Genomic DNA, 23451 nt, shown 5'->3' on the forward strand with positions numbered 1-23451 from the left:
ATAACCTTCCTGTCCGTACATGTCAATTATTTTTTGATTTTTTTATTACACCATACCAAATTGTCCATACATTTAAACAAAAAAGCCTCTCAATTTATGAGAGACTTGTTTGATTTAGGATGCTGGGTAAATATACATGACGCTATAGCCATAGGCAGGATCTGTTGGGTCGAAGATTCCTCGGTAATTACCGATTTGCATAATACCATTATAGTTTGATTCTAACACTTGAATGGCTGTATCGGACTGGACATCAACGACATAGGCAACATGGCCATAACCACCATCAAACCAAACTGCTACTGCTCCTTCTTGAGGCGTGGTTCCGACTTGGTATCCTGCCGCTTGAGCGCTTGCTACCCAATCTGCCGCATTCCCCCAATAATCGCCTACCCATGGAGCCAACACTTTAACGCCCCAGGTGCATTGTCCCATCGGATAAGTGTTTGTTTCTGAATTGGTATAGGTGGGAATAGTAAACGTAGAATCATAGCTGACAGCTACAGACGACGTATAGTTAGTAGAACTGTCATAAGTGGTTGAAGTGGATGTATCGTACGTATAGTAGTTGTAGGAAGGATATCCGTAATCTGGTTGCCAAACAGCTTCATTGTAATATGCAAAAGATTCGTTAGCTGCGCCTTCTTCAAATGAAAGGGCAGAAGCCTCTTGATTACTCCATAACGCAACACCCAATATTCCCGTTGCTACAGCTAGTTTTAGTGAAGCTGCAGAATGAAGAATTGTCAATGGGGAACCATTGTCTCCACCTGAGTTGCTTTTCGTTCTCGTAGTTCTTGCTTTCCGAGAATGATACTTACCTTCTTCTATCGTCATTTAAATGACCTCCTAGACTAGATTTAGCGGCTGTCCGCTCGATTCCTCATAGCCAAGCTTAACATACTCGGCTCTTTTTGAGGTGCCACTAGTCTACTGGAAAAATCTTAAAGCAATCTTGTAAAAAACTTAAGGAAAGCTGAAAGTCAGCTAGGACATTCTAATTATGTGGAAGGTTATGGAATTAAAAAACAGGATTTCTCCTGTTTTTTCACGTAACTTTTTAAATAGGCTGGGTCATAAAGCTGCGGCTTTCCAGAACCTTTAGCATGGCATTTGCTGTATCAAGCGCGGTGAAGAGCGGTACGCCGTTTTCAACAGCTGCTTGACGAATCATCGCTCCATGCTCACCAGCGGTCCGCTTAGTACCAACAGTATTGATAATGGCTTGAACTCTGCCTTGGCGAATAAGGCTGAGGATGTCTCCAGCTTCATCTTCATCTATTTTAGCAACGCTTTGCGCTGTCACGCCATTGTTATTCAAGAAAGCGGCTGTGCCATTTGTCGCAAGTACGCCATAACCAATTTTTTGGAAGCGACGCGCCATCTCTAGCGTCTCTTCTTTACTATCATCTGAAATGGTAAAGATAACATTACCAAAGGTTGGCAGGTGAAGGTAGCTAGCTTCAAAGGCCTTATAAAGGGCTTTTTCAAGGGTTGTATCTGAACCCATAACCTCACCAGTTGACTTCATTTCAGGGCCGAGCAAACTATCAACCTTAGCCAGTTTGGTAAAGGAGAAGACTGGTGCCTTGATATGAACCTGTTGGCTCTCTGGATAAAGGCCATCCGCATAACCAAGTTCAGCCAAGGATTTGCCAAGGATCAACTGAGTAGCAACCTGAGCCATGGGGATACCCGTTACCTTAGACAAGAATGGTACTGTACGGCTAGCACGCGGGTTAACCTCAATAACAAAGACCTGTTCATCTTTGATAACAAACTGAATATTCATCATACCGATACAGTTCAAACCGATAGCTAAACGTTTCGTGTAGTCCACAATGGTGTCTTGGACAGTTTGAGATAAGGTTTGTGGTGGATAGACAGCCATGGAATCCCCTGAGTGAACACCAGCTCGCTCAATGTGCTCCATAATCCCAGGAATTAATACCTGCTCGCCATCAGAAATCGCATCCACTTCACACTCTTGGCCAACAATATAGGAGTCTACAAGAACCGGATGGTCTGGGCTAGCCTTAACAGCTGTTCGCATGTAGGTTCTGAGGTCTGCTTCATTTTCTACGATTTCCATGGCACGTCCACCGAGGACATAAGACGGACGCACTAAGACTGGGTAGCCGATACCTTTAGCTGCAGCTACGGCACCTTCTTCATCTGTAGCGGTCTTCCCTGGTGGCTGAGGGATGTCAAGAGCCTTAAGCGCCTGTTCAAAGAGGTCACGGTCTTCTGCCCGGTCAAGATCTGCTACCTGAGTCCCAAGGATCTTAACTCCTGCTTCTGCCAGTGGCTCTGCCAAGTTGATGGCTGTTTGGCCACCAAACTGCACCACCACACCGATAGGTTGCTCCAGATCAATGACGTTCATGACATCTTCAAACGTGAGTGGCTCAAAGTAGAGCTTGTCTGAAACGGAGAAATCTGTTGATACAGTCTCAGGGTTGGAGTTCATGATGATAGCTTCATAGCCCGCAGCCTGAATAGCCTTCACCGAGTGAACTGTCGCATAGTCAAACTCAACCCCTTGTCCAATACGGATAGGACCTGACCCTAAGACAAGGACCGATGGTTTTCCAGAGCGGATTGATTCATTTTCAAAGGCATAGGTTGAGTAGAAATAAGGCGTTTCAGACTCAAATTCCGCAGCACAGGTATCCACCATTTTATAGACTGGCAAGACTTGGTTTTCTTGGCGCATCTGGCGAATAGCACCTGCCGTTGTTCCCCAGAGGTCAGCAATCTTACGGTCCGCAAAACCATTGAGCTTGGCAGTTTTTAGGATATCCAAGTCACCTGGTGCTGCTGAGAGACCTTTTTCGATCTCATGAATGCGGAGCAATTTGTCCAAGAAGAAGGTATCAATTTTTGTCAGCTCTGCTAATTCTGAAACCGTGTAACCACGGCGAATAGCTTCTGAAAGGTAAAAGAGGCGATCATCTTGGGCCTTAACCATTTTTTCAACCAAAAGGTCATCCGATACATCTGCTAATTCAGGCATTTCGTTATGATAGACCCCAACTTCAAGGGAACGGCAAGCTTTAAGCAGGCTCTCTTCAATGTTACGGCCGATGGCCATGACTTCACCTGTCGCCTTCATCTGCGTGCCAAGACGGCGCTCCCCTTTTTCAAACTTGTCAAATGGGAAACGTGGAATTTTAGCGACCACATAGTCTAGGGCAGGTTCAAACATAGCATAGGTCGAGCCTGTGACAGGGTTAACCATTTCGTCTAAGGTCAAACCAACTGCAATTTTAGCTGCGAGCTTGGCAATCGGATACCCTGTCGCTTTAGAGGCTAGGGCAGACGAGCGCGATACCCGCGGGTTCACTTCGATAACATAATATTTAAAGCTTTGAGGATCCAACGCTAGCTGAACATTACAGCCCCCTTCGATTTTAAGGGCGCGAATAATTTTGAGGCTGGCATCCCGCAGCATCTGATGCTCAATATCAGAGAGAGTCTGCGTTGGCGCAAATACGATAGAATCCCCTGTATGAATCCCAACTGGGTCAAAGTTTTCCATGTTACACACCACAAGGGCATTATCAGCTGAGTCGCGCATCACCTCATACTCGATTTCCTTGAAACCAGCAATAGAACGCTCGATCAAACATTGAGTCACTGGGGATAATTTCAAGCCATTTTCAGCGATTTCACGCAGTTCTTCTTCATTGGCACACATCCCGCCACCAGTACCACCAAGGGTAAAGGCTGGACGTACAATGACAGGATAACCGATCGTATTAGCAAAAGTAACTGCTTCTTCTACCGTATTGACAATCTCAGACTCTGGAATTGGCTGATTGAGTTCTTCCATCAATTGCTTAAAGAGGTCTCGGTCTTCTGCTCGGTCAATAGCGGATAATTTAGTTCCTAAAAGCTCCACACCTAACTCATCCAAGATACCTTCTTTTGACAAGGTCATCGCCATGTTCAGCCCCGTCTGACCACCGAGTGTTGGTAGAAGAGCGTCTGGGCGTTCCTTGCGCAAGATGCGGGTTACAAATTCAAGAGTGATTGGCTCAATATAGACCTTATCGGCGATTTCTTTATCTGTCATGATGGTTGCCGGATTCGAATTGACTAGAACAACCTGGTAACCTTCTTCTTTGAGGGCCAAACAAGCCTGAGTCCCAGCATAGTCAAACTCAGCCGCCTGACCAATCACGATTGGACCAGACCCAATCACCATAATTTTATTAATATCCGTACGTTTTGGCATAATTTAAGATACAAAGGGCGTCTAAAAATCCGTATGAAAATAGGAGGCTGACGCTGTGTGCTAGCACACAAGGAAAGACTATCTTTTTCAATAGAATTTTAGCCCGTGTTCATTTCTAAAAAAACACGAGACCTTTGCTTACTCCTTTCTATTCGCCGTCTCTCGGGACGGCATTAAATCTGTGACTCCGACGTGAGAAAACACCAGCGATATTCTGGTTGTTCTCGAGCTAGTGCCTGACCTAGCCAAGGCACCCTAGTGGTTGGCGTATGACAAGGAGCTACGTTAGTAGCACTTGGATTTGGGCAGGCTTTTCTTTTTCTGTCTCTCATTTAGGAGTATCGTATTATCGTTTGGCTTGCTCTAGCTTAAACGCGTCCATCAATTCCATAAAGTCATCAAAAAGGTAACTTGCATCATGTGGACCAGGTGCCGCATCTGGATGGAACTGAACTGAAAAACCAGGAAAATCACGGTGGCGAACGCCTTCCACAGACTTATCATTAATTTCCTCATGGGTTACAATCAGACAATCTGGCAGATTGTCACGTGATACCGCAAATCCATGGTTTTGACTGGTAAAATCAACGCGACCGGTAGCTATCTCACGTACGGCATGGTTAAAGCCTCGGTGACCGAAAGTCATCTTATAAGTCGAAGCACCATTTGCCTTACTGAAAAGTTGATGACCCATACAAATGCCAAAAATAGGAAGTTTACCTTGAATTCCTCGAATCATGTCAAGAGCCCACGGCACATCATCGGGATCACCAGGTCCATTTGACAGCATTACACCATCGGGATTAAGTTCTAAAATAGTTTCCGCTGTTGTGTCATGAGGCACAACCGTCACGTTGCATTCACGTTTTGCAAGTTCACGCAAAATCGAATGTTTCAGGCCAAAGTCTACTAGAACAACTGACCTTCCCACACCAGGAGCTGGATACGCTGTTTTGGTTGAAACCTGAGAAATCCCATCTGTAGGTAAGACAGTTGCTTTTAGTTGGTCTAACTGATGCTCCAAATTGTCTCCGACATTAGAAAGGGTAGCCTTCATGGTTCCATGCTTGCGAATAATCCGTGTCAAGGCTCTTGTGTCGATCCCTGAGATTCCTGGGATGTTTTTAGCTTTTAAGAATTGGTCAAGCGTCATCTGGTTACGCCAGTTGCTGCCTTCCCTTGCCCATTCATAAACGACCACGCCCTTACAAGTCGGATGGATAGACTCATAGTCGTCTCGATTTATCCCATAATTGCCAACCATTGGGTAGGTAAAGGTTAAAATTTGCCCGTTATAGGATTGGTCTGTGATAGATTCTTGGTAACCTGTCATGCCTGTATTGAAAACCAGCTCACCAGTTGAATCAATATTGGCTCCGAAGGCCTCCCCTTCAAAGACCGTACCGTCTTCTAAAATCAATCGTCTTCTTGTCATTTCTTCTCCCCTATCCATTCTTATATTAAGCTCTGTCACGTAAGACGGCTTCAATAATGGCCATTCTAACAAAGACACCATTAGCCATCTGAGCTACAATTCGTGACTTTGGTGCCTCCACCAAGTGATCGTCAATCTCAACACCGCGGTTAACTGGTGCAGGATGCATGACAATTGCTTGATCTTTCAAACAGTCATACCGAGCCTGAGTCAGCCCAAATTGGCTGTTATAACTTTCTTTTGAAAAGCTCGTCTCTCCATCATGACGTTCATGTTGAACCCTTAGAAGCATGACAACATCTAGCTCATCAATGACATCATCGATGGCGACATGGCGACCGTAAACGTCAAATTCTTCTGAATACCATTCTGCAGGACCTGTAAAATAAAGCTCGGCTCCCAATCGTTTTAAAATCTGCATGTTTGACTTGGCTACGCGCGAATGCGTCAAATCCCCACAAATAGCAATTTTCAATTGTTCAAAATGGCCAAATTCTTCATAAATAGTCATCAAATCGAGCAGTGATTGGCTAGGATGCTGACCAGAGCCATCTCCACCATTAATGATGGCTGAGTTGATATGCCCACTCTCGACTAATTGTTTGTAGTAATCAACATCAGGATGTCGAATGACACAAACATCTGCCCCCAGAGCAGACAGGGTTAATACAGTGTCGTAGAGTGTCTCTCCCTTATTAACTGAACTGGTTTTAGCATCAAAATCAATTAAATTTAAACCTAGGCGCATCTCTGCAACCTCAAAAGATTTGTGGGTTCGGGTTGAGGATTCAAAGAATAAATTAGCCACAAAATACTGACGTTTAGGCTTAAAGGTCGCCCGACCATTTTTAAAATCAGACCCTCGTCTGATGAGCCCTAGAACCTCTTCATTGGTCAGTAATTCCATGCTGACCAGGTTCTGTAGGGAAACTTGACCATTTAACATTGACATATTAAAGCCCTCTTCTGAATGATGTCTCTCCGATAAAGCAATGGTTTAACGAAATGAAAGAAGTCAAGACACTTAGTCAACCGTTAAGAGATCAACCGCATCCTCCCCATCAATTTCTTCTACCTTGACAATAATTTCCTCTGCTCGACTAGTTGGAATATTTTTACCCACATAATCAGCCCGAATAGGCAATTCACGATGTCCACGGTCTACAAGGACAGCCAAACTTACCCGCGCTGGACGACCAAGGCTCACCAAATTATCGATGGCTGCACGAATCGTTCGACCTGTATAAAGAACATCATCCACCAAAATCACATCACGATCTGTGACATCAGCTTCCATGACCGTCGTGTCTTCTTCAACTTTAATATCATCACGAAAAGGTTTTGTATCAAGAGAACCTAGTGGCACCTTGATGCCTTCCAATTGAAACAGACGTTCTTGAATCCGTTTGGCAATAGGCACACCTCTTGTTTGAATACCTGCAAGAACAATATTATCTAGATTTTTATTCCGTTCAATAATCTCGTAGGTAATCCGCGTAATAGCCCGTTTCATCGTCATGCTGTCAATGATTTCTTTGGTTTTCATCTGAATCTCCTTGTTTTGCAAATCATCGGCTCTTACCAAAAAGAGCACCTCCCTTTAGGAGATGCTCAAAATTCAGGGCACAACAATCCTGTTATCCCTGGCTTTATCCGTCTCCTTACTTGCCTCACAGGACAAGATTAAAGGAATTATGTATTACTTGTATTATACCAAAATCTCTAACAATTTCAATAAAAAAACTACTAGGATTGTTTTAAAAAAAGAGGCTGGGACAAAAGTCCTAGCCTTCTAATCATTTATCATCCGTTAAACAAGACGCAGTGGTTGGGAGAAACACTCACTGGCTATGCCAGCTTTAGTGTTACCCCTGTACAGGTCATTAGGTGCTTTAGCACCAATGAGCCACTGCTGATTGGAAGCCCTAACCCCTTACTACGCAATCGTTAGAGGACATCCTAATCAACTGTGCGGAGGTGGGAGTGAGAAGGTCTTGGGATAGACCTTCTCAGCCTGAACCTAAAAACTGCAAAAGTGAAGGGAAGTCAATTTCTTTGAAATCATGACTTCTGTCCCACTCTCCGTGAACGTAGACAACCATGTTTTCTGTAGTAATGATATTCAAAAGGTTGATTAATGATTCTAAATTAATGGATTTTTAGAGAGCGTGGCGAACAAAAATAGAAACTTTCCGCCGTGATAAAAGAGCCTGAAACAGTTGCGTTTCAGGCTCACGGAAGTTTTGAGACCTAAGGCTCAAAACTTAGGTTTGCTTTAACAGTCTGGGAGGCTGTTAAAGGTTGGAAATAGAGCAAGTGATAGCTTGAGTCAGACGTGAGTCTGAGACTACTTCCTAAGAAATAGTCCATGTTTTTATCATTCCCGATTACGGGTCCAGTTGATTTGTTTGATGGCATAGAGAAGATAGCCTCCTATGACATAAACCACACAAATAATCACAATCATCTGGAGAACATAGGGCCAACCATACTTAGTCACATTGATGAAAAAGTATGGAAAAGGGCTATCTTTAGCATCTTTGATCGGTATTTTAGTGACCAATCCGTTAAAAAGGGCAAGCACACAATAAACGATAGGAACTCCTGTCCATAGGAAGGGGTCATACCATTTGTACTGTCGTGGTTTATCAAAGAAAAGCGTATCTAGAAACATCAGGGCAGGAACCAAATAGTGGCACAATATATTTTCCACCCGCCAAAAATCATCTGCAATCGGCGCTAGTAAGAGATGGTATATTACCATGGTAACCATAATCGCCATTGTTACTGCAGCCTTGCTTCGAAGGACCTTTTGCGAAGCCCAGACAGCCTCTGATTGCGTCATCATCAGATAGACCTGATAAGCCATAAACAGGAAGACTAAGAGATTCGATAAAATGGTATAGTACATAAACATGTGTCCACCATACTTAACCACTTCAAGGAAGACGCCAATTAAGGCTAAAAGCGTTAAGTGAAGACGATAATATAGGATTTTATTTGATGTCATTTTAAATCTTCTTTACAAATTCAGACTTGAGTTTCATAGCTCCGAAGCCATCAATTTTACAGTCAATGTTATGGTCTCCTTCAACGAGGCGGATATTTTTCACGCGCGTCCCTTGTTTAATGTCTTTAGGGGCCCCTTTCACCTTAAGATCCTTAATAACAGTTACCGTATCACCATCTTTTAGGAGGGTGCCGTTACTGTCTTTAACGACAAGGCCATCTTCTTCGACTGTCGTGTCGGCTGGATTCCACTCATGAGCACATTCTGGACAAACCAGCAAGATACCATCTTCATAGACATAAGGGGACTGGCACTGGGGGCAATTTGGTAAGTTTTCCATATTTTCATTCTCACTTTCATTTTCTAGAGCCTAGTATAGCAAAAATTCCCTCTTTCAACAAGGTTTCCTTGCCTGATGACTCTAAACCATCAACTGAAAAGAGCTGATGTTTTCTGTTTATGTTATTAATTTTTCAGCTCGCCTCGTAGGTTAGCCACTGTAAAACCAATCGAAAGTCCCAATAAGGTCGGAACGATCCATCCCATACCAATTTCTGAAAAGGGAAGCAGTCTTTGCGCAAAGTAAACAACCTGAGACACGATTGGATGACCCTTCCATGGCGAATTTGCTAAACCGTCAATAACAGCTGAAATCAAGGTCAAATAGGCAGTCCAACGGTAGACGGTCCCATTTCCTTTTACCCATTTTTCTAATAAAGATAGGATAACCAAGGCAATGGCCAAGGGGTAAATAAACATCAAAACGGGAATAGAATAAGCGATGATGTTGGTCAAGCCAACATTGGCAAAAATAGTAGGAAAAATTGTTGTAATAGCTAAGAAAACTGAATAGGGAACGCTTGGAAACATTTCGGAGAAGGTCTCTGCAAAAGCAGTCAGTAATCCTACTGCTGTTTTGAGACAGCCAAAGAAAACGATAAGGGCTAGAAGCAAACTACCAATAGCTCCAAGATAATACTGGGCAATCTGCGCAAGGGCAATCCCACCATTTTCAGATAAGGCAAACTGGCCGAGACTTGTCGCTCCTCCATAGGCAAGGAGCGCATAGATGATTCCCATCAAGACCATACTGACCATACCAGATTTAACCATATCCCTCGCAATTTGGCTTGGCTCTGACACCCCTAGATTTTTAAGAGCTGAAATGACAAGAATGGCAAAAGCTAGAGAAGCCAGCACATCGAGTGTATTATATCCTTCTAAGACACCTTTTGTAAAGGCATTTGTGAGGTAGGCTTCTTGGACTACACCACCAGAAACACCAGCCATAGGGTTCAGGACAACCATCACTAATAACATACCTAGAACCAGCAAGAAGGCTGGATTAAGGACCTTCCCAACATAGGTCATCAACTTAGTAGACTTCCTTGACAAGGTCCAAGCTAGGGCAAAAAAGAAGACAGAATAAAGAGCCAGGGCTAAGGTATTGCCTTCACCGACAAAAGGTACCAAACCAATCTGGAAGGAGGTGCTGGCTAGCCGTGGAATGGCAAAGAAGGGACCGATAACTAAGTACAGCAAGACTGTAAAGAAGATACCGTACCGATGCCCCACTCGGGAGGCCAATTCGTAGACGCTATTACTGCGGGTAAAGGCCATCCCTACGATGCCCAAAAAGGGTAATCCAATCGCAGAAACTAGAAATCCTAGAATAGCAGGCCAAACATTAGCTCCTGCTTCTTGTCCCAAATGGACAGGGAAAATCAGATTTCCCGCTCCAAACATGATTCCAAAAAGCATGGAACCAATAAAAACATAATCTTTTCTTGTTAATGTCTTTGACATAACAGATCTCCTTTTTTTGACTCGTCGCAGACGAGTTTACTCTATCAACTATCTCATCCTGTCACGATAAACAGCTATGAGCTAGTGGTGACTGATGGTGTCATGGCTTAGACCTTCTAGACTTGATTTGATATAATGACAATTCTTTCTGTATTTTCTTAGCATAGCATTAGGACGTTTCCTTTTAACACTAAAAAACCACCCGCTCTATTTAGAACAGGTGGCTACCAAGCGTTCCCATCCTGCAAACAAAACGAAAAGGACTTCATACTATACTGTATAAGTCCTTAATTCATCAAGACCACAAGTGTCACATAACATGTGCTACGCATAGAACTCTCCCTTAAGATCATGTGATAATTGTTATATTATACACCAGATCCGAAAAGGACGCAAGGGCATTTTTTAAAAATTTAGATTACATAGCTTCAACAAGATAACGAAAAAGGCTTTGATTGCTTTCATCGTCTAGTAAAAATTCAGGATGCCATTGAAGACCAATAATAGGAGAGCCCTGACGACTTTCATAAGCTTCAATAGTACCATCACGTGGGTCACGAGCAGTTGCAACTAGAGCCGGAGCAAGTTGCTTAACGCTCTGTCGGTGTATCGAATTGATTTGACTCCCAGATTTAAAGAGGTGAGCTACCTTGCTGTTTGGGGTAACTTCAATCTCGTGAGATGTCCCCAACACTTCATCCTGCCAGTGATCCGCAATGTCTTGATTCAAGGTTCCACCAAGGGCGACATTGACCAACTGCATACCACGGCAGACGGCAAAAATTGGTTTTTCTTGTTTGATGGCTTCCGCAATCAGAGCTAGTTCAAACTCATCTCTTGCCAAGGAATAATCCTCACTAGAAACCGTCTTTTCTTCACCATAGAAACGAGGATCAACGTTTTGACCACCCGAAAGGAGCAATTTATCAATCATATCGATATAAGCTTTAGCCATATCAGGTGTCCCAATAGGCAATACTATGGGAAGTCCTCCTGCTGCTTTAACCCCATCAGAGAGGGATCGCGGTACAGCATCATAAGTAATCCCTGACAAAGCCGGCATTTCCTTTTCATTTCCTGTTATTCCTACGATGACTGGTCTCATGTGCTTTCTCCCCTCTTTTTTGATAGAACTATCTTATCACGAGAAAGGAGAGACGTCCAATAGGAATTTTTAATGAATGTCTTTAAGAATTTTTAAGACTCTGTTGCTTTTAAAATAGTAGCCACACGTTTTTTTAAGTCAGGCAAGACTTCTGCTTCAAACCAGGGATTTTTGGCCATCCAGATTTGATTACGAGGAGAAGGATGGACCAAAGGAAAATACTTGGGGAGATAGGTTTGGTAGTTACGGACTGTCTGAGTAACTGTCGTAGACTTCTTCTGCTTGAGATAATAATGTTGCGCATAGGTGCCGATGAGGATTACGAGTTCTATCTGCGGCATGAGAGCCATCAGCTTGGGATGCCATTGAGGGGCAAAATCTGGCCTTGGCGGGAGATCCCCTGACTTGCCAGTACCAGGAAAATAGAAATCCATAGCAAGAACACTGATTAATCCAGAATCGTAAAAGGTTGCCTCATCCATTCCTAGCCAGTCTCTCAGACGGTCACCAGAGCGATCTTTAAAGTAGAGACCAGCTTCCTGAGTTTTAAGACCAGGAGCCTGACCGATAATCAAGATTTTGGCCGTCTCAGGTGCTGCAAATAAGGGTTCAATCCCTGCTTTAGTAAACTCTTGATTAGCAGGATCAGCCATTATGGCTTGTTTGATGGTTTCTTGGGTGGTCATTGGTACATTTCCCTTCAATGGCAAAAAAACTGGGTACCCCCAGTTTTTAAGACTCTATTTAATCAGTTCGTAGATGGCTTCAGCATAAATAGCTGCTGCGCGGTAAAGGTCCTCAACATCTGCAAATTCATTAGCCTGATGCATGGTATCGGTGTAACCTGGGAACATGGCCCCATAGGCAACCCCACGTTTGAGGAGGCGGCCAAAGGTACCCCCACCAATGATTTGCTCATGTCCACGAAGGCCTGTATGGCGCTCGTAAACATCTAAGAGCGTCGATACTAAAGGATCTTCCATCGGCACATAATGTGGTGTATGCCCTGTGCTTGAAAGGGTTACTGAGTCAACACCTTCAAGACTAGAGAGTTTTTCTTGAATCTCTTCAGGGCTAGTTCCTTGTGGGTAACGGAAGTTCAGGGCAATGGTGTTGTCCTCTGACGTTGCTGTAAAGCTAAAGACACCTGCATTCATGGTCAATTGTCCCATGCGCTCATCGGTATAGGCAACACCAGTCTTTTCAGCATAATGGTCTGCTAAGAGCACCGTTCCAGCAACCTTGAGGTAATCCGCTGCTGGTCCAGCAAAGGCAAAGTCCGATAGAAAGGCTGCCAAATAGGTCCCCCCGTTAATCCCTGCTTCTGGATGGGCACCGTGGGCTGATTTACCGACAACGGTCACTTGAAATTGCCCATCGGATAGAGCTTCAACATGACCTGAAACAACAGGCTGGTCTGCGACAAAGGCCTTTAATTTAGCTTCTAAATCCTCTAAGGTTACCGCACCAGATAAAACAGCTGTAGCAGATTCTGGCACCATGTTTTCACGCAAGCCGCCTTTAAAACTGTGCAGAACCATATCACCCTCATTTTGACCTGCAAAATGGAGATAGGCTGTAATATTTCCTTTCTCACCATTGATAATCGGAAACTCAGCGTCTGGTGAGAATCCAAAATCTGGTTCAGGTAGCCCGACATGCTCGAAGTAATAGTCCATATCCGCCCAACCAGACTCTTCATCTGTTCCGACTACAAAGCGGACTTTTTTTGAGACAGGAAGGCCTAAATCTTTAATAATCTTCAAACCGTAATAACAAGCAACCGTAGGTCCCTTATCATCAGATGCCCCTCGGGCATAGAGCTTACCGTCTTTGATAACAGGCGTGTAAGGATCCGTATCCCAACCTGAACCCGCTGGTACGACATCCATGTGCGCAAAGATACCGAGCTCTTCTTTCCCTTCACCAAAGGTGAAATGCCCCGCATAGTTGTCGACATTTTTGGTCTCATAACCGTCACGCTCAGCGATCTCAAGGAATTTTTCAAGGGCCTTAACAGGTCCAGGGCCAAAAGGATATTGGGCATCTGCTAAGCTATCATCACGCTCAGAGTTAATGCTCAAAAGAGTAAAGAGATCCGCCATCATGGCGTCTCTACGTTTGTCTACTTCTGCTTTAAAATCAATTGTTGTCATAACTGCTCCTATCTCAACTCAATAATCTCATCAACTGGTAAGCGGTAACTTGGCTCTGGATGGACATCGCTGTAGCCAATCGTGAATAAAAGCTCCGGTCGGAAACGAGCATCAATATCTAAAACGTCATTGACTTTGGATTTATCAAAACCTTGAAGGACGTTGCTGGCCATCTTTTGATCAGTTAATGCTAAGACAAAGTTCATAGCTACCATGCCAGCATTAAGCGATAGGTATTCCCCTTTTGTTTGGGGGTCAAAGTCAGCAAAACGCATCGGCAAGACTTTGATAAAATGCTCTAGAAATTCTTGAGGTAAATCTTTAACCCCCACACGAGCAATTTTACGAGAGCGTTTTTCTAAATCTGTATCTGAAAAGAGGGCGACAACAACTTGAGCACTCTCAATCTGAGCACCATTAGCTCCATAGGCTAAGGGAATCAAATCATTTTTTCGGTCTTTGACGATGACAAATTTCCAAGACTGGATATTATTGGCACTTGGTGCCAATGTCGCAATCTCAATCGCTGTCCGGACGTCTTTAATATCAACAGGTTGATCATTAAACGACTTGTAGGCATGACGCTTCTTATTTAATTCTAAAAATTTCATAGGCGATCCTTTATCTGATAAATAGATTTTGCTAGCCTTATTTTATCATGTTTTAACATTATTTTCAGCATCTGAAGTATCTTAAGTTAATGATAGAAGTTTCCTTATCAGTCAAAAAGAAAAGCGATCAACCTCCTGGTCAATCACTTCTGGTATTTAATCTACTACAAGCATGGCTTTAATCGTCTTTCTGTCAGCCATGTCCTGATAGGCTTGGTTGACTTCTGCTAATGGATACGTCTTTGTAAAAACTCTGCCCGGGTTGATATCCCCATCAAGGACAGCCTTTAAGAGAATCTGTTTATTATAAGTTGTCACGGAAGCTGACCCTCCGCCAAATAGTATATTTTGAGCAAAGGTTGATCCAATCGGACGGTTATCATAGTGTGGAACCCCCACGTACCCAATACGACCACCATTGTGGAGAACCCCTAAAGCTTGATCCATCGCAGCTTCCGTACCGACACACTCCAGAGCAGCATCTGCTCCGCCTCCAAGGATTTCACGGACCTTAGCAATCCCTGCTTCTCCGCGCTCTGCCACAACCGCAGTGGCACCAGAGGCTAGGGCCATCTGTTGACGGTCAGCGTGGCGGCTCATGAGGACAATCTGAGAAGCACCGCGCATCTTAGCGGCAATGACGGCACATTGACCAACAGCACCATCACCAATGACGACAACCTTATCGCCAGGCTTAACATCTGCAACTCGTGCCGCATGGTAGCCTGTCGGCATGACGTCAGCCAGGGTCAACAGAGACTTGAGCATCCCTTCTGAGTAGTCTGAGGGCTGTCCTGGTACCTTGATGAGGGCCCAATTGGCATAATGGAACCGAATATACTGGGCTTGGTAACCAGAGGACCAGTTACTATATCCTGGGTGACGATCACAGGTCCCATCAAATCCCGCACGGCAGGCATCGCATTCTCCACAGCCGTGGGTAAAGGGCACAATAACGAAATCGCCAGGTTGAACAGTTGTAATGGCTGAGCCGACTTCTTCGATAATCCCTAACGCCTCATGCCCACTGTTATCCGAATGGGCTTCCTTGTCATCGCCGTGCGAAAAGGCCCAAAGATCTGAGCCGCAAACACAGGAACGTACTATCTTGATGATGACATCATCCTCGGCTTGAAGGCTTGGTTTAGCAACCTCGGCAATCCCCATTTGACCGGCTTGTTCAAAAATTGCTGTTTTCATTTTAATGACCTCCACATCTTCTTTTGCCACTAGTTTATCACAATCGACAACCCATCTCCAATAGTTATTGGAGATGGGTTATTATCGTTTTTAGGAATACTAAAAAATCTGAGATAATTCAACATCCCTCAGCCAGTAGACTTAGAAACGGATAGAGGTCATTTTAGGAGTTTTAAAAAACCACTTTTTCCAAGTTTACAGTACTCCCATCACCTTATGAGGCAAGTAAAGTTCATCCAGATAAGCGACATCCTCATCCGTCAAGGTTACTTCAAAGGCTCCCATGTAATCCTCCAGATAACCTTCTTTAGTGACTCCTAGAATAGGAGAATGAACGCCTTTTTTCCAAAGCCATGCGATCGCAATCTGAGCACGACTGACGTGATACTTGTCGGTCAAGGCTGCCACGCGCTCGACAATCGGACGGTCCTGCTCCTCTGTGGTATCATATTTAGCCTTAGCGATAGCATCCGTTTGACTGCGAGCCGTATCCGCTGTCCAGTCCCGCACGATACGCCCTGCTGCAAGAGGGCTATAAGGAGCAAGACCAACTCCAGTTTCCTGACAAAATGGTATCATTTCCCGTTCTTCTTCTCGATAGAGCAGGTTGTAATGATTCTGCATGACTGAGAACTTGGTCCATCCGTTTTTCTCAGCCACATACTGAGCTTTTTGGAACTGCCAGGTGTACATAGCGGATGCTCCAAGATAACGCACCTTACCAGAAACCACTAGTTCATGAAGAGCTGCCATGGTTTCCTCAATTGGCGTATTGTAATCCCAGCGATGAATATAGAGAATATCGATATAATCAGTCCCCAAGCGCTTCAAACTGCGCTCCACCTGATGAAAGATAGCTTTCCGAGAAAGGCCATGCTGGTTAATTTTTTTCTCACCATTTGGCAAATCGCTGAAAAAGCACTTGGTCGCAATAACCACATCCTCACGATTGGTAAAATCGCGGAGGGCTCGACCCAAAAATTCTTCACTGGTACCTGCCGCATAGGTATTGGCTGTATCAAAGAAGTTGATCCCTAAATCCAGTGCCTTTTTAATAATCACACGACTGTCTTCCTCATTGAGAAGCCATCCCGATTGAAATCCAACTGTATCGTCCCCAAAACTCATACATCCCAAGCACAATTTTGAGACCTCAAGGCCAGTGTTGCCAAGTTTTGTGTATTCCATCTGCTTACCTGCTCTCTTTTTAATAAGTCTAGTATAGCGTTTTCAAAAGAAAAAGTATACTATTTTTTGTGTAAACTTATACTCTTACAGTCAATACCCCCATTACTATCCTTTGGCGTTTCTTTTAATCCTTCATATCTCGAGTTAATCTTAACGGATAGTTGAGATTATTTTTATAAAAGCTAAAAACACCGCACTACTCTGCTTCTCAGGACAGTATTGTGGTGTTTTGAACGTCTTTAGGACAAGCGTTCCTTGAAATCAAGGTAGCCAAAGGACTTGACTAGGGTCAAGTTATTTTGGGCATCCGCAGCTATGATTGAAGCCAGCGGCATGCCGTTAAAGGTATTGGTCTTGACCATAGAGTAGATGGCCATGTCGCAGAAAATTAGGCGACTGCCAATTTCCAAAGGCTCATCAAAACTGTACTCGCCAATGTGGTCCCCTGCTAGGCAGGTCGGGCCACCCAGGCGATAGGTATAAGCTTTCTCATGGGCCTCTCTGGTGCCGATAATATGCGGACGATAGGGCATCTCAAGCACATCTGGCATGTGGCAGGTTGCTGATGTGTCAAGGATGGCATTGAAGACGCCTCGGTTTTCCGTGATGTCCAGTACTTGAGCGACCAAGTAGCCAGCATTTAGGGCGATGGCTTCTCCTGGCTCGAGGTAGACTTCAACACCATAAGTTTCCTTGATGCGTTTGACTTCTGAAACCAAGAGGTCCACATCATAATCCTCACGGCTGATGTGATGACCACCGCCAAAGTTGAGCCATTTCATCTGTAACAAGTATTTTCCAAACTTGGCTTCGACGGCCTTGAGGGTCGTCACCAAATCATCAGAGTTTTGCTCACAGAGGGTATGGAAATGCAGGCCATCCAGCCCTGATAAATCTTCGCCCTCAAACTGGCTATCCAGAATTCCCAAGCGAGAGCCTGGCGAACACGGGTCATAGATGGCATGGTCATCTTGGGTCGAACACTCTGGATTGACCCGAAGCCCTGCTGACTTGCCACTGGCTAGGACCTGGTCCTTGTATCGGTGCCACTGGCTAAAGGAATTAAAGACCAAGTGATCACAGATCGGAAGCAGTTTCTCGATTTCCTCTGGACGATAGGCTGGGGAGAAGACATGGGTCTCTCCGCCAAATTCTTCGTAGCCCAGTCTCGCTTCATGAATGCCACTAGCTGTTGTCCCGTCAAGGTATTCAGCGATTAGGGGGTAAAAGTGAAACATGGAAAAGGCTTTTTGCGCCAAGAGGATCTTGCAGCCTGCTTCTTCTTTGACGCGGGCTAAGATTTCCAAGTTTTTGCGGAGCAAGTTTTCTTCAACCACGAAGGCTGGGGTCGGGACCTTGTCAACCGACCACTGAATTGTTACCTCTGTCATCTAGTCCACCAAGACAGGGTTAAAGTCTTCTTGCCATGGCAAGCCCCACTCGTTCAAGGCTTCCATAAATGGATCTGGATCCAACTCTTCCACGTTGAAGACGCCTGGTTTTTGCCACTGGCCATTCAACACCAACATAGCACCGATCATGGCTGGTACACCTGTGGTGTATGAGATGGCTTGTGAGCCCACTTCAGCATAGCATTCTTGGTGGTCGCAGACATTGTAGACATAGTAGCTCACGTCCTTGCCATCTTTCTTTCCTTGGAAGATGCAGCCGATATTGGTTTTCCCAACGGTTCTTGGGCCCAAGCTAGCTGGGTCTGGCAGCACCGCTTTTAAGAATTGAAGCGGAATGATTTCCTTGCCTTCATACACGATTGGCTCAATCGAGGTCATGCCAACATTTTCCAAGCACTTGAGGTGGGTCAAATAGGATTGGCCAAATGTCATAAAGAAGCGGATACGCTTAATGCCCTTGATGTTTTGAGCCAGAGATTCCAATTCTTCGTGGTAAAGGAGGTACATGTCCTTCTCGCCAACTTGGTCAAAGTCGTAGACACGCTTGATTTCCATAGGTTGGGTTTCGACCCACTCACCATTTTCCCAGTAACGGCCATTGGCAGAGACTTCGCGAATATTGATTTCAGGGTTAAAGTTAGTTGCAAATGGGTAGCCATGGTCGCCACCGTTACAATCCAAGATGTCGATGTAGTTGATTTCATCAAAGTAGTGTTTTTGGGCATAGGCTGAGAAGACACCGGTCACACCTGGGTCAAAACCAGATCCGAGGATCGCGGTGATCCCTGCTTCTTTAAAGCGTTTTTTGTAGTCCCATTGCCACTTGTACTCGAACTTAGCTGTGTCTTCAGGTTCGTAGTTGGCCGTATCAAGGTAGTGGGTCTTGGTCGCCAAGCAAGCATCCATGATGGTCAAATCTTGGTAAGGAAGGGCCAAGTTGATGACGATGTCTGGTTGGAAGTCATTGATCAAAGCGATTAACTCGTCCACATTGTCAGCATCGACTTGAGCTGTTGAAATCTTGCAACCTTGGCCATCTAATTTTTCTTTCAAGGCATCGCATTTGGACTTGGTCCGTGAGGCAATACAGATTTCATCAAACACCTTGTAGTTTTGAACACATTTGTGAACCGTTACGCTGGCAACCCCGCCAGCTCCGATAATAAGGGCTTTACTCATTTTCTTTCCTTTCTGTTCTCTCTATTTGTAAAGATAGAGCATGATTTCACGCAAAAGCTTGCAGGCCAGAGCAGTGGATTGGCCTGATTGGTCATAAATGGGGCAGAGCTCGTTCATGTCTGCTGCGACGATGTTGAGTTGGCTGATTTTTTCAATGGCAGCCATGAGCTCGGTAAAGCGAACGCCTCCGGCTTCTGGTGTGCCAGTCCCAGGAAATTCTGACGGATCTAGAACATCCAAATCAAGGGTAAAATAGACTGGCTTGCCTTTGAGCTGCTCAACCACTTCATCCAAACCGTCAAAGTTGAATTTTTGGAGATGAGTGTGCTCTTTGGCCCATTCAAATTCTTCCTTTTGACCAGAACGGATCCCGAATTGGAAGATGCGGCCATCCCCCATCATATCCCAACAACGTTTGATGACACTGGCATGGGATTCACGGACACCCAGATAGTCTTCTCGGAGATCTGTATGGGCGTCAAACTGAATCAAATGCAGGTCAGGGTATTTGGCCAACATGGCCTTAACTGGACCAGCGGTGAGGGAGTGCTCGCCCCCAATCATGATCGGCAGCTTGCCATCTCCTGCAATAGTCGCAACCTGCTCTTCCAATTGGCGAAGGGTCTCGACGGTATTGCCAAATGGCAATTCCAAATCCCCTGCATCAAAGACTGCAATGTCTTCTAAATCCTTGTCTTGGTAGGGACTGTAAGTCTCAATGCCAAAGCTTTCATTGCGAATAGCTGTGCTGGCAAAGCGGGTTCCTGGACGAAAAGAGGTCGTGCTGTCATAGGGAGCACCGAAAAGGACCATCTTGCTCTCGTCATAGCTGGCTTCACAGCCGATAAAGGTGGTTACATTAGGTTTCACTGGTTAACATCTCCTTGATATAGTTGGGCAGGTAAAAAGCCCCGCGGTGGATTTGGTCATTGTAATACTGGGTCTGGATGTCAAATTGCCCCACCAGGCCTGTACTCTCCTCAGGGGTAATCCCTTTGGACGAAAAGCCGACCAAGAGGTAGCCTGCAGCATAGCTTGGCACGCTGGTAAAGTAGGCCGTGTTGACTGGGAATACAGCCTTGAGGCGATCGCTGATGTGGCGAAGGGCCGTCACATCTTCCTGGTAAAAACCATTGGCATGCTGGTTGATCAGAATACCATCAGCCGTCAAGGCGTTGTAGCAATTGCCGTAAAATTCCCTAGTAAAAAGACTCTCATTTAGTCCAAAAGGATTGGCCGAATCGACGATAATCAGGTCATAGGCATTTTCCTTACGACGGACAAATTTTAGGGCATCTTGAATATAGAGGTTGACCCGCTCATCCTGAAAGGCAACCTTGCTTTGAGGCAAGTATTCCTGGCAGACTTCTACCGCCCTTTGGTCCAACTCAACCACGTCGATACTTTCGATGGTTGGGTATTTTTCCAACTCAGTCAGAACTCCGCCATCTAGGCCACCGATGACAAGGACGGACTTGATGTCTGCCTTGGTATTCAGCGGAACATGGACCACCATTTCACTGTAAAAGGATTCGTCTTTTTCTGTTGTAATCAATTCACCATCCAAGGCCAAAATCCGTCCGTATTCCTTGGATTCTAGCACCGCGATGTGTTGGTACTCACTGTGCTCGCTGTACACTTCTTTTTCCACATTGATGGAGAGTTTGACGCCATCTTGGTGGTATTCTGAAAACCATAGATCCATGTTTTCTTCCTTTCTTTAGGCATGATTGTCTTTCTCCACATTGATGTGGTTAACGTCAGCATCTTCCGTTCCCATGAGGAAACAGCCCTTGTCCTTGGCATACTGGATGTGCTCAATCACTTCTGCTGTAATCAACTCCCCTGGCGCCACAATCGGAATCCCAGGAGGGTAACACATGACCATTTCCCCAGAAATCTGCCCTTGACTCTCGGCAAGCGGTAGGCTGACTTTTTCAGCAAAGAAAGCCTCTCTTGGGGAGATCACAACATCCGTCTTTGCAATATCAAAAATGAGAAGGCCTTTTTTCTGCCGTTTGAAACGGCGGCGAATTTCAGACAGGGCACTGACCAAGCGTTCGATGTCGTGCATCCGATCCCCGACTGATATATAGGCTAAGATATTGGCTGTATCGCCAAATTCCACCTGAATGTTGTACTCATCACGCAGCAGGTCATAGACTTCAATCCCTGTTAGACCAAGATCAGTCGTCTTGATACAGAGCTTGGTCGTATCAAAATCATAAATGCCTTCGCGGTCAATGATTTCTGTCGAGTAGGCATAGTAATCGCCAATCTCATTGATCTCATCTCTGGCGTACTGGGCCAAACACTGGACCGTGTTAAAGATGTCTTCTCCATTGATAACGAGGTTGCGGCGAGCCAAGTCCAAACTAGACATGAGCAAATAGCTAGCGCTAGTCGTCTGGGTCAGGTTGATAATTTGGCGGACGTACTCAGGATTAACCTCGTTGTTGACCAATAGAAAAGACGACTGGGTCAGAGATCCCCCTGACTTGTGCATACTGACCGCTGCCATATCAGCCCCTGCTGCCATTCCTGAAATGGGCAGGCCTTTACCAAAGTAAAGGTGGGCGCCGTGGGCTTCATCTGCTAGAACCAAAAGGTCATGGCTATGAGCTAACTCGACAATACGGCGCAGATCCGAACAAATCCCATAATAAGTTGGGTTATTGACCAAGACCGCCTTGGCATCGGGATGTTCGAGGATGGTCTTTTCTAGCTCTGCCAATGGCATCCCTGTCGAGATTTCCAACTCCACCTGCAAAGGTGACGTTACATAAACCGGTAGGCCACCACACATAACCAAGGCATTGATGACAGACTTGTGGACGTTACGCGGTAAGATGACCTTGTCACCGGCCTTGATGGTCGCAAAAATCATGTTTTGCACCGCGCCGGTTGTTCCGTTGACCATCAAGAAGGCGTGCTTAGCACCGAAGGCCTCTGCGGCCAACTCTTCTGCTTCTTTAATAACCGATACTGGGTGGCCTAAGTTATCCAACATCTTCATGGAATTGGCATCCATAGAAACCGCTTGTTCCCCTAAAAAATTTGTCAAATCCCTACTGGATCGTCCTCTTTTATGCCCTGGCACATCAAAGGGAACCACACGCCGTTGCTTTAATTCTTTCAATGCCTCCACAATCGGCATCCTCTCTTGGTTTTGCACTCGATCTCCTTTCTTAAGAAGGTTCTTTCCTGACAACTAAACGAGAAAGCTTTTAAATGACTCCATCTATTTAGTGTGCTATTTTAATTTCTATTTCACTCACACAGTGATCCCTTCACGCTAATGAATGGTCTCATCTCAGGTGTTTATATTTTAAAACAGAAAAAGACCCAAGGATGGCAGAGCACACTTGAGTCTTACATTGGTTTTTCATTTTCTAAAAAAGGCGCACCAATTGGCCAGTTAGCCCGGTGTTATCGTCTTATTAGTGTAGAACGTTAGAGTCTATATAGCATGTCTTACTTTTACTACTCTTACCAATCGTTTTCACAAGCGCAATGGTTGCCATCACGTTATAAAAAATTTGAGTCGATAGCCATGCTATCTCTTCAATGGGCGCGAAGCCCCTCTACTACATCAAACCTGTTTCTTTCACTATGGCTTGGATTTTGACTACTGCTAGCCAGCCACCGTTTATAAAAACAGCAATAAGTTTGGCAAAGTAAAACTCGCCTCTCTCGTTCGCAATCTTAACTGCATTTTTTATAGTATCAAAAAAAGATTGCTTTCGCAACCTTTTTCAATTCTTTTTAATAGCTTTTTTACAAATCCCGATCATCCGAAAGTTCTAAAATGAAGTTAGCCACTTTCTAGTTGAGAAAAAAGTATACAAAAACACCTCAGAGAGATATCATGTAGTTCACCACAAACACACTAGAAAGGCTCCCTGAGATGCAACATCATTATACACTAAAAGGCAAGCACTTGACAATCACTGAGCGTTATTTGATTGAACGGTGGCAACGAGACGGCAAATCCAATCGACAAATAACCTTATTGCTAGGAAAAGCTCCACAAACCATTCATAATGAAATCAAACGAGGAACTATCCTGCAACAAGTTCGTAAAGGCAAGTTCGAGAAAACCTATTCAG

Annotated in this window: 19 protein-coding genes and 1 pseudogene; 1 reads left to right on the forward strand and 19 read right to left on the reverse strand. The window is 44.8% G+C overall.

Going from position 1 to position 23451, the window contains the following annotated elements:
- Window positions 1–114: 114 nt before the first annotated feature.
- From ACVRYP_RS02115 to ACVRYP_RS02205, 19 genes and pseudogenes are all read right to left on the reverse strand, one after another.
- Window positions 115–456: pseudogene (locus ACVRYP_RS02115) on the reverse strand (CHAP domain-containing protein); the annotation flags it as partial.
- 604 nt (window positions 457–1060) lie between these two features.
- Complete coding sequence (gene carB / locus ACVRYP_RS02120) at window positions 1061–4240, reverse strand: carbamoyl-phosphate synthase large subunit (RefSeq protein ID WP_447467120.1); 3180 nt, start codon at window positions 4238–4240, stop codon at window positions 1061–1063.
- Window positions 4241–4586: 346 nt separating this feature from the next.
- Entirely contained in the window at window positions 4587–5675 is a 1089-nt protein-coding gene (locus tag ACVRYP_RS02125; protein WP_447467121.1) for a carbamoyl phosphate synthase small subunit, read from the reverse strand.
- A 25-nt stretch (window positions 5676–5700) separates the two neighbouring features.
- Entirely contained in the window at window positions 5701–6627 is a 927-nt protein-coding gene (locus ACVRYP_RS02130) for an aspartate carbamoyltransferase catalytic subunit (RefSeq protein WP_447467122.1), read from the reverse strand.
- 72 nt (window positions 6628–6699) lie between these two features.
- Entirely contained in the window at window positions 6700–7221 is a 522-nt protein-coding gene (gene pyrR, locus ACVRYP_RS02135) for a bifunctional pyr operon transcriptional regulator/uracil phosphoribosyltransferase PyrR (RefSeq protein ID WP_447467123.1), read from the reverse strand.
- Window positions 7222–8052: 831 nt separating this feature from the next.
- On the reverse strand, window positions 8053–8685 hold the full coding sequence (locus tag ACVRYP_RS02140) for a Pr6Pr family membrane protein (RefSeq protein ID WP_447467124.1): 633 nt from the start codon (window positions 8683–8685) through the stop codon (window positions 8053–8055).
- A gap of 1 nt (window position 8686) precedes the next feature.
- Entirely contained in the window at window positions 8687–9025 is a 339-nt protein-coding gene (locus ACVRYP_RS02145; protein ID WP_447467125.1) for a zinc ribbon domain-containing protein YjdM, read from the reverse strand.
- Between the two features lie 125 nt (window positions 9026–9150).
- Window positions 9151–10491: a branched-chain amino acid transport system II carrier protein gene (brnQ, locus tag ACVRYP_RS02150; protein ID WP_447467126.1), complete on the reverse strand. Its 1341-nt coding sequence runs from the start codon at window positions 10489–10491 to the stop codon at window positions 9151–9153.
- A 418-nt stretch (window positions 10492–10909) separates the two neighbouring features.
- Window positions 10910–11596 (reverse strand): gamma-glutamyl-gamma-aminobutyrate hydrolase family protein, encoded by a 687-nt coding sequence (locus ACVRYP_RS02155; protein WP_447467127.1) that lies wholly within the window; start codon window positions 11594–11596, stop codon window positions 10910–10912.
- A gap of 92 nt (window positions 11597–11688) precedes the next feature.
- Window positions 11689–12282 carry a uracil-DNA glycosylase family protein gene (locus ACVRYP_RS02160; protein ID WP_447467128.1) on the reverse strand — a complete coding sequence of 198 codons (594 nt, stop codon included), beginning with the start codon at window positions 12280–12282 and terminating at the stop codon, window positions 11689–11691.
- Between the two features lie 54 nt (window positions 12283–12336).
- Window positions 12337–13752: a dipeptidase PepV gene (pepV, locus tag ACVRYP_RS02165; RefSeq protein WP_447467129.1), complete on the reverse strand. Its 1416-nt coding sequence runs from the start codon at window positions 13750–13752 to the stop codon at window positions 12337–12339.
- Between the two features lie 8 nt (window positions 13753–13760).
- Complete coding sequence (locus ACVRYP_RS02170) at window positions 13761–14363, reverse strand: nitroreductase family protein (RefSeq protein ID WP_447467130.1); 603 nt, start codon at window positions 14361–14363, stop codon at window positions 13761–13763.
- A gap of 156 nt (window positions 14364–14519) precedes the next feature.
- Window positions 14520–15563: an alcohol dehydrogenase catalytic domain-containing protein gene (locus ACVRYP_RS02175; RefSeq protein WP_447467131.1), complete on the reverse strand. Its 1044-nt coding sequence runs from the start codon at window positions 15561–15563 to the stop codon at window positions 14520–14522.
- Window positions 15564–15758: 195 nt separating this feature from the next.
- Entirely contained in the window at window positions 15759–16751 is a 993-nt protein-coding gene (locus ACVRYP_RS02180; RefSeq protein WP_447467132.1) for an aldo/keto reductase, read from the reverse strand.
- 239 nt (window positions 16752–16990) lie between these two features.
- Window positions 16991–18142, reverse strand: a complete 1152-nt coding sequence (gene nspC / locus ACVRYP_RS02185; protein ID WP_447467133.1) for a carboxynorspermidine decarboxylase — start codon at window positions 18140–18142, stop codon at window positions 16991–16993.
- Window positions 18143–19342 carry a saccharopine dehydrogenase family protein gene (locus ACVRYP_RS02190; protein ID WP_447467134.1) on the reverse strand — a complete coding sequence of 400 codons (1200 nt, stop codon included), beginning with the start codon at window positions 19340–19342 and terminating at the stop codon, window positions 18143–18145. It lies immediately after the preceding gene.
- 21 nt (window positions 19343–19363) lie between these two features.
- Window positions 19364–20212 carry an agmatinase gene (speB, locus tag ACVRYP_RS02195; protein ID WP_447467135.1) on the reverse strand — a complete coding sequence of 283 codons (849 nt, stop codon included), beginning with the start codon at window positions 20210–20212 and terminating at the stop codon, window positions 19364–19366.
- The gene (gene speE / locus ACVRYP_RS02200) at window positions 20202–21047 is read right to left on the reverse strand and encodes a polyamine aminopropyltransferase (protein WP_447467136.1); all 846 of its coding nucleotides are present in this window, start codon (window positions 21045–21047) and stop codon (window positions 20202–20204) included. Before speE ends, speB begins: the two co-directional genes overlap by 11 nt.
- Window positions 21048–21062: 15 nt before the next feature.
- A complete protein-coding gene (locus ACVRYP_RS02205) occupies window positions 21063–22499 on the reverse strand; it encodes an aminotransferase class I/II-fold pyridoxal phosphate-dependent enzyme (protein ID WP_447467143.1) in 1437 nt (478 codons plus the stop codon).
- 750 nt (window positions 22500–23249) lie between these two features.
- On the opposite strand from ACVRYP_RS02205, the gene ACVRYP_RS02210 reads away from it, so the two are divergent.
- Window positions 23250–23451 (forward strand): helix-turn-helix domain-containing protein (locus ACVRYP_RS02210; protein WP_447467137.1); only part of this gene is annotated, 202 nt, incomplete at its 3' end.

The sequence above is a fragment of the Streptococcus rifensis genome, assembly GCF_053203525.1.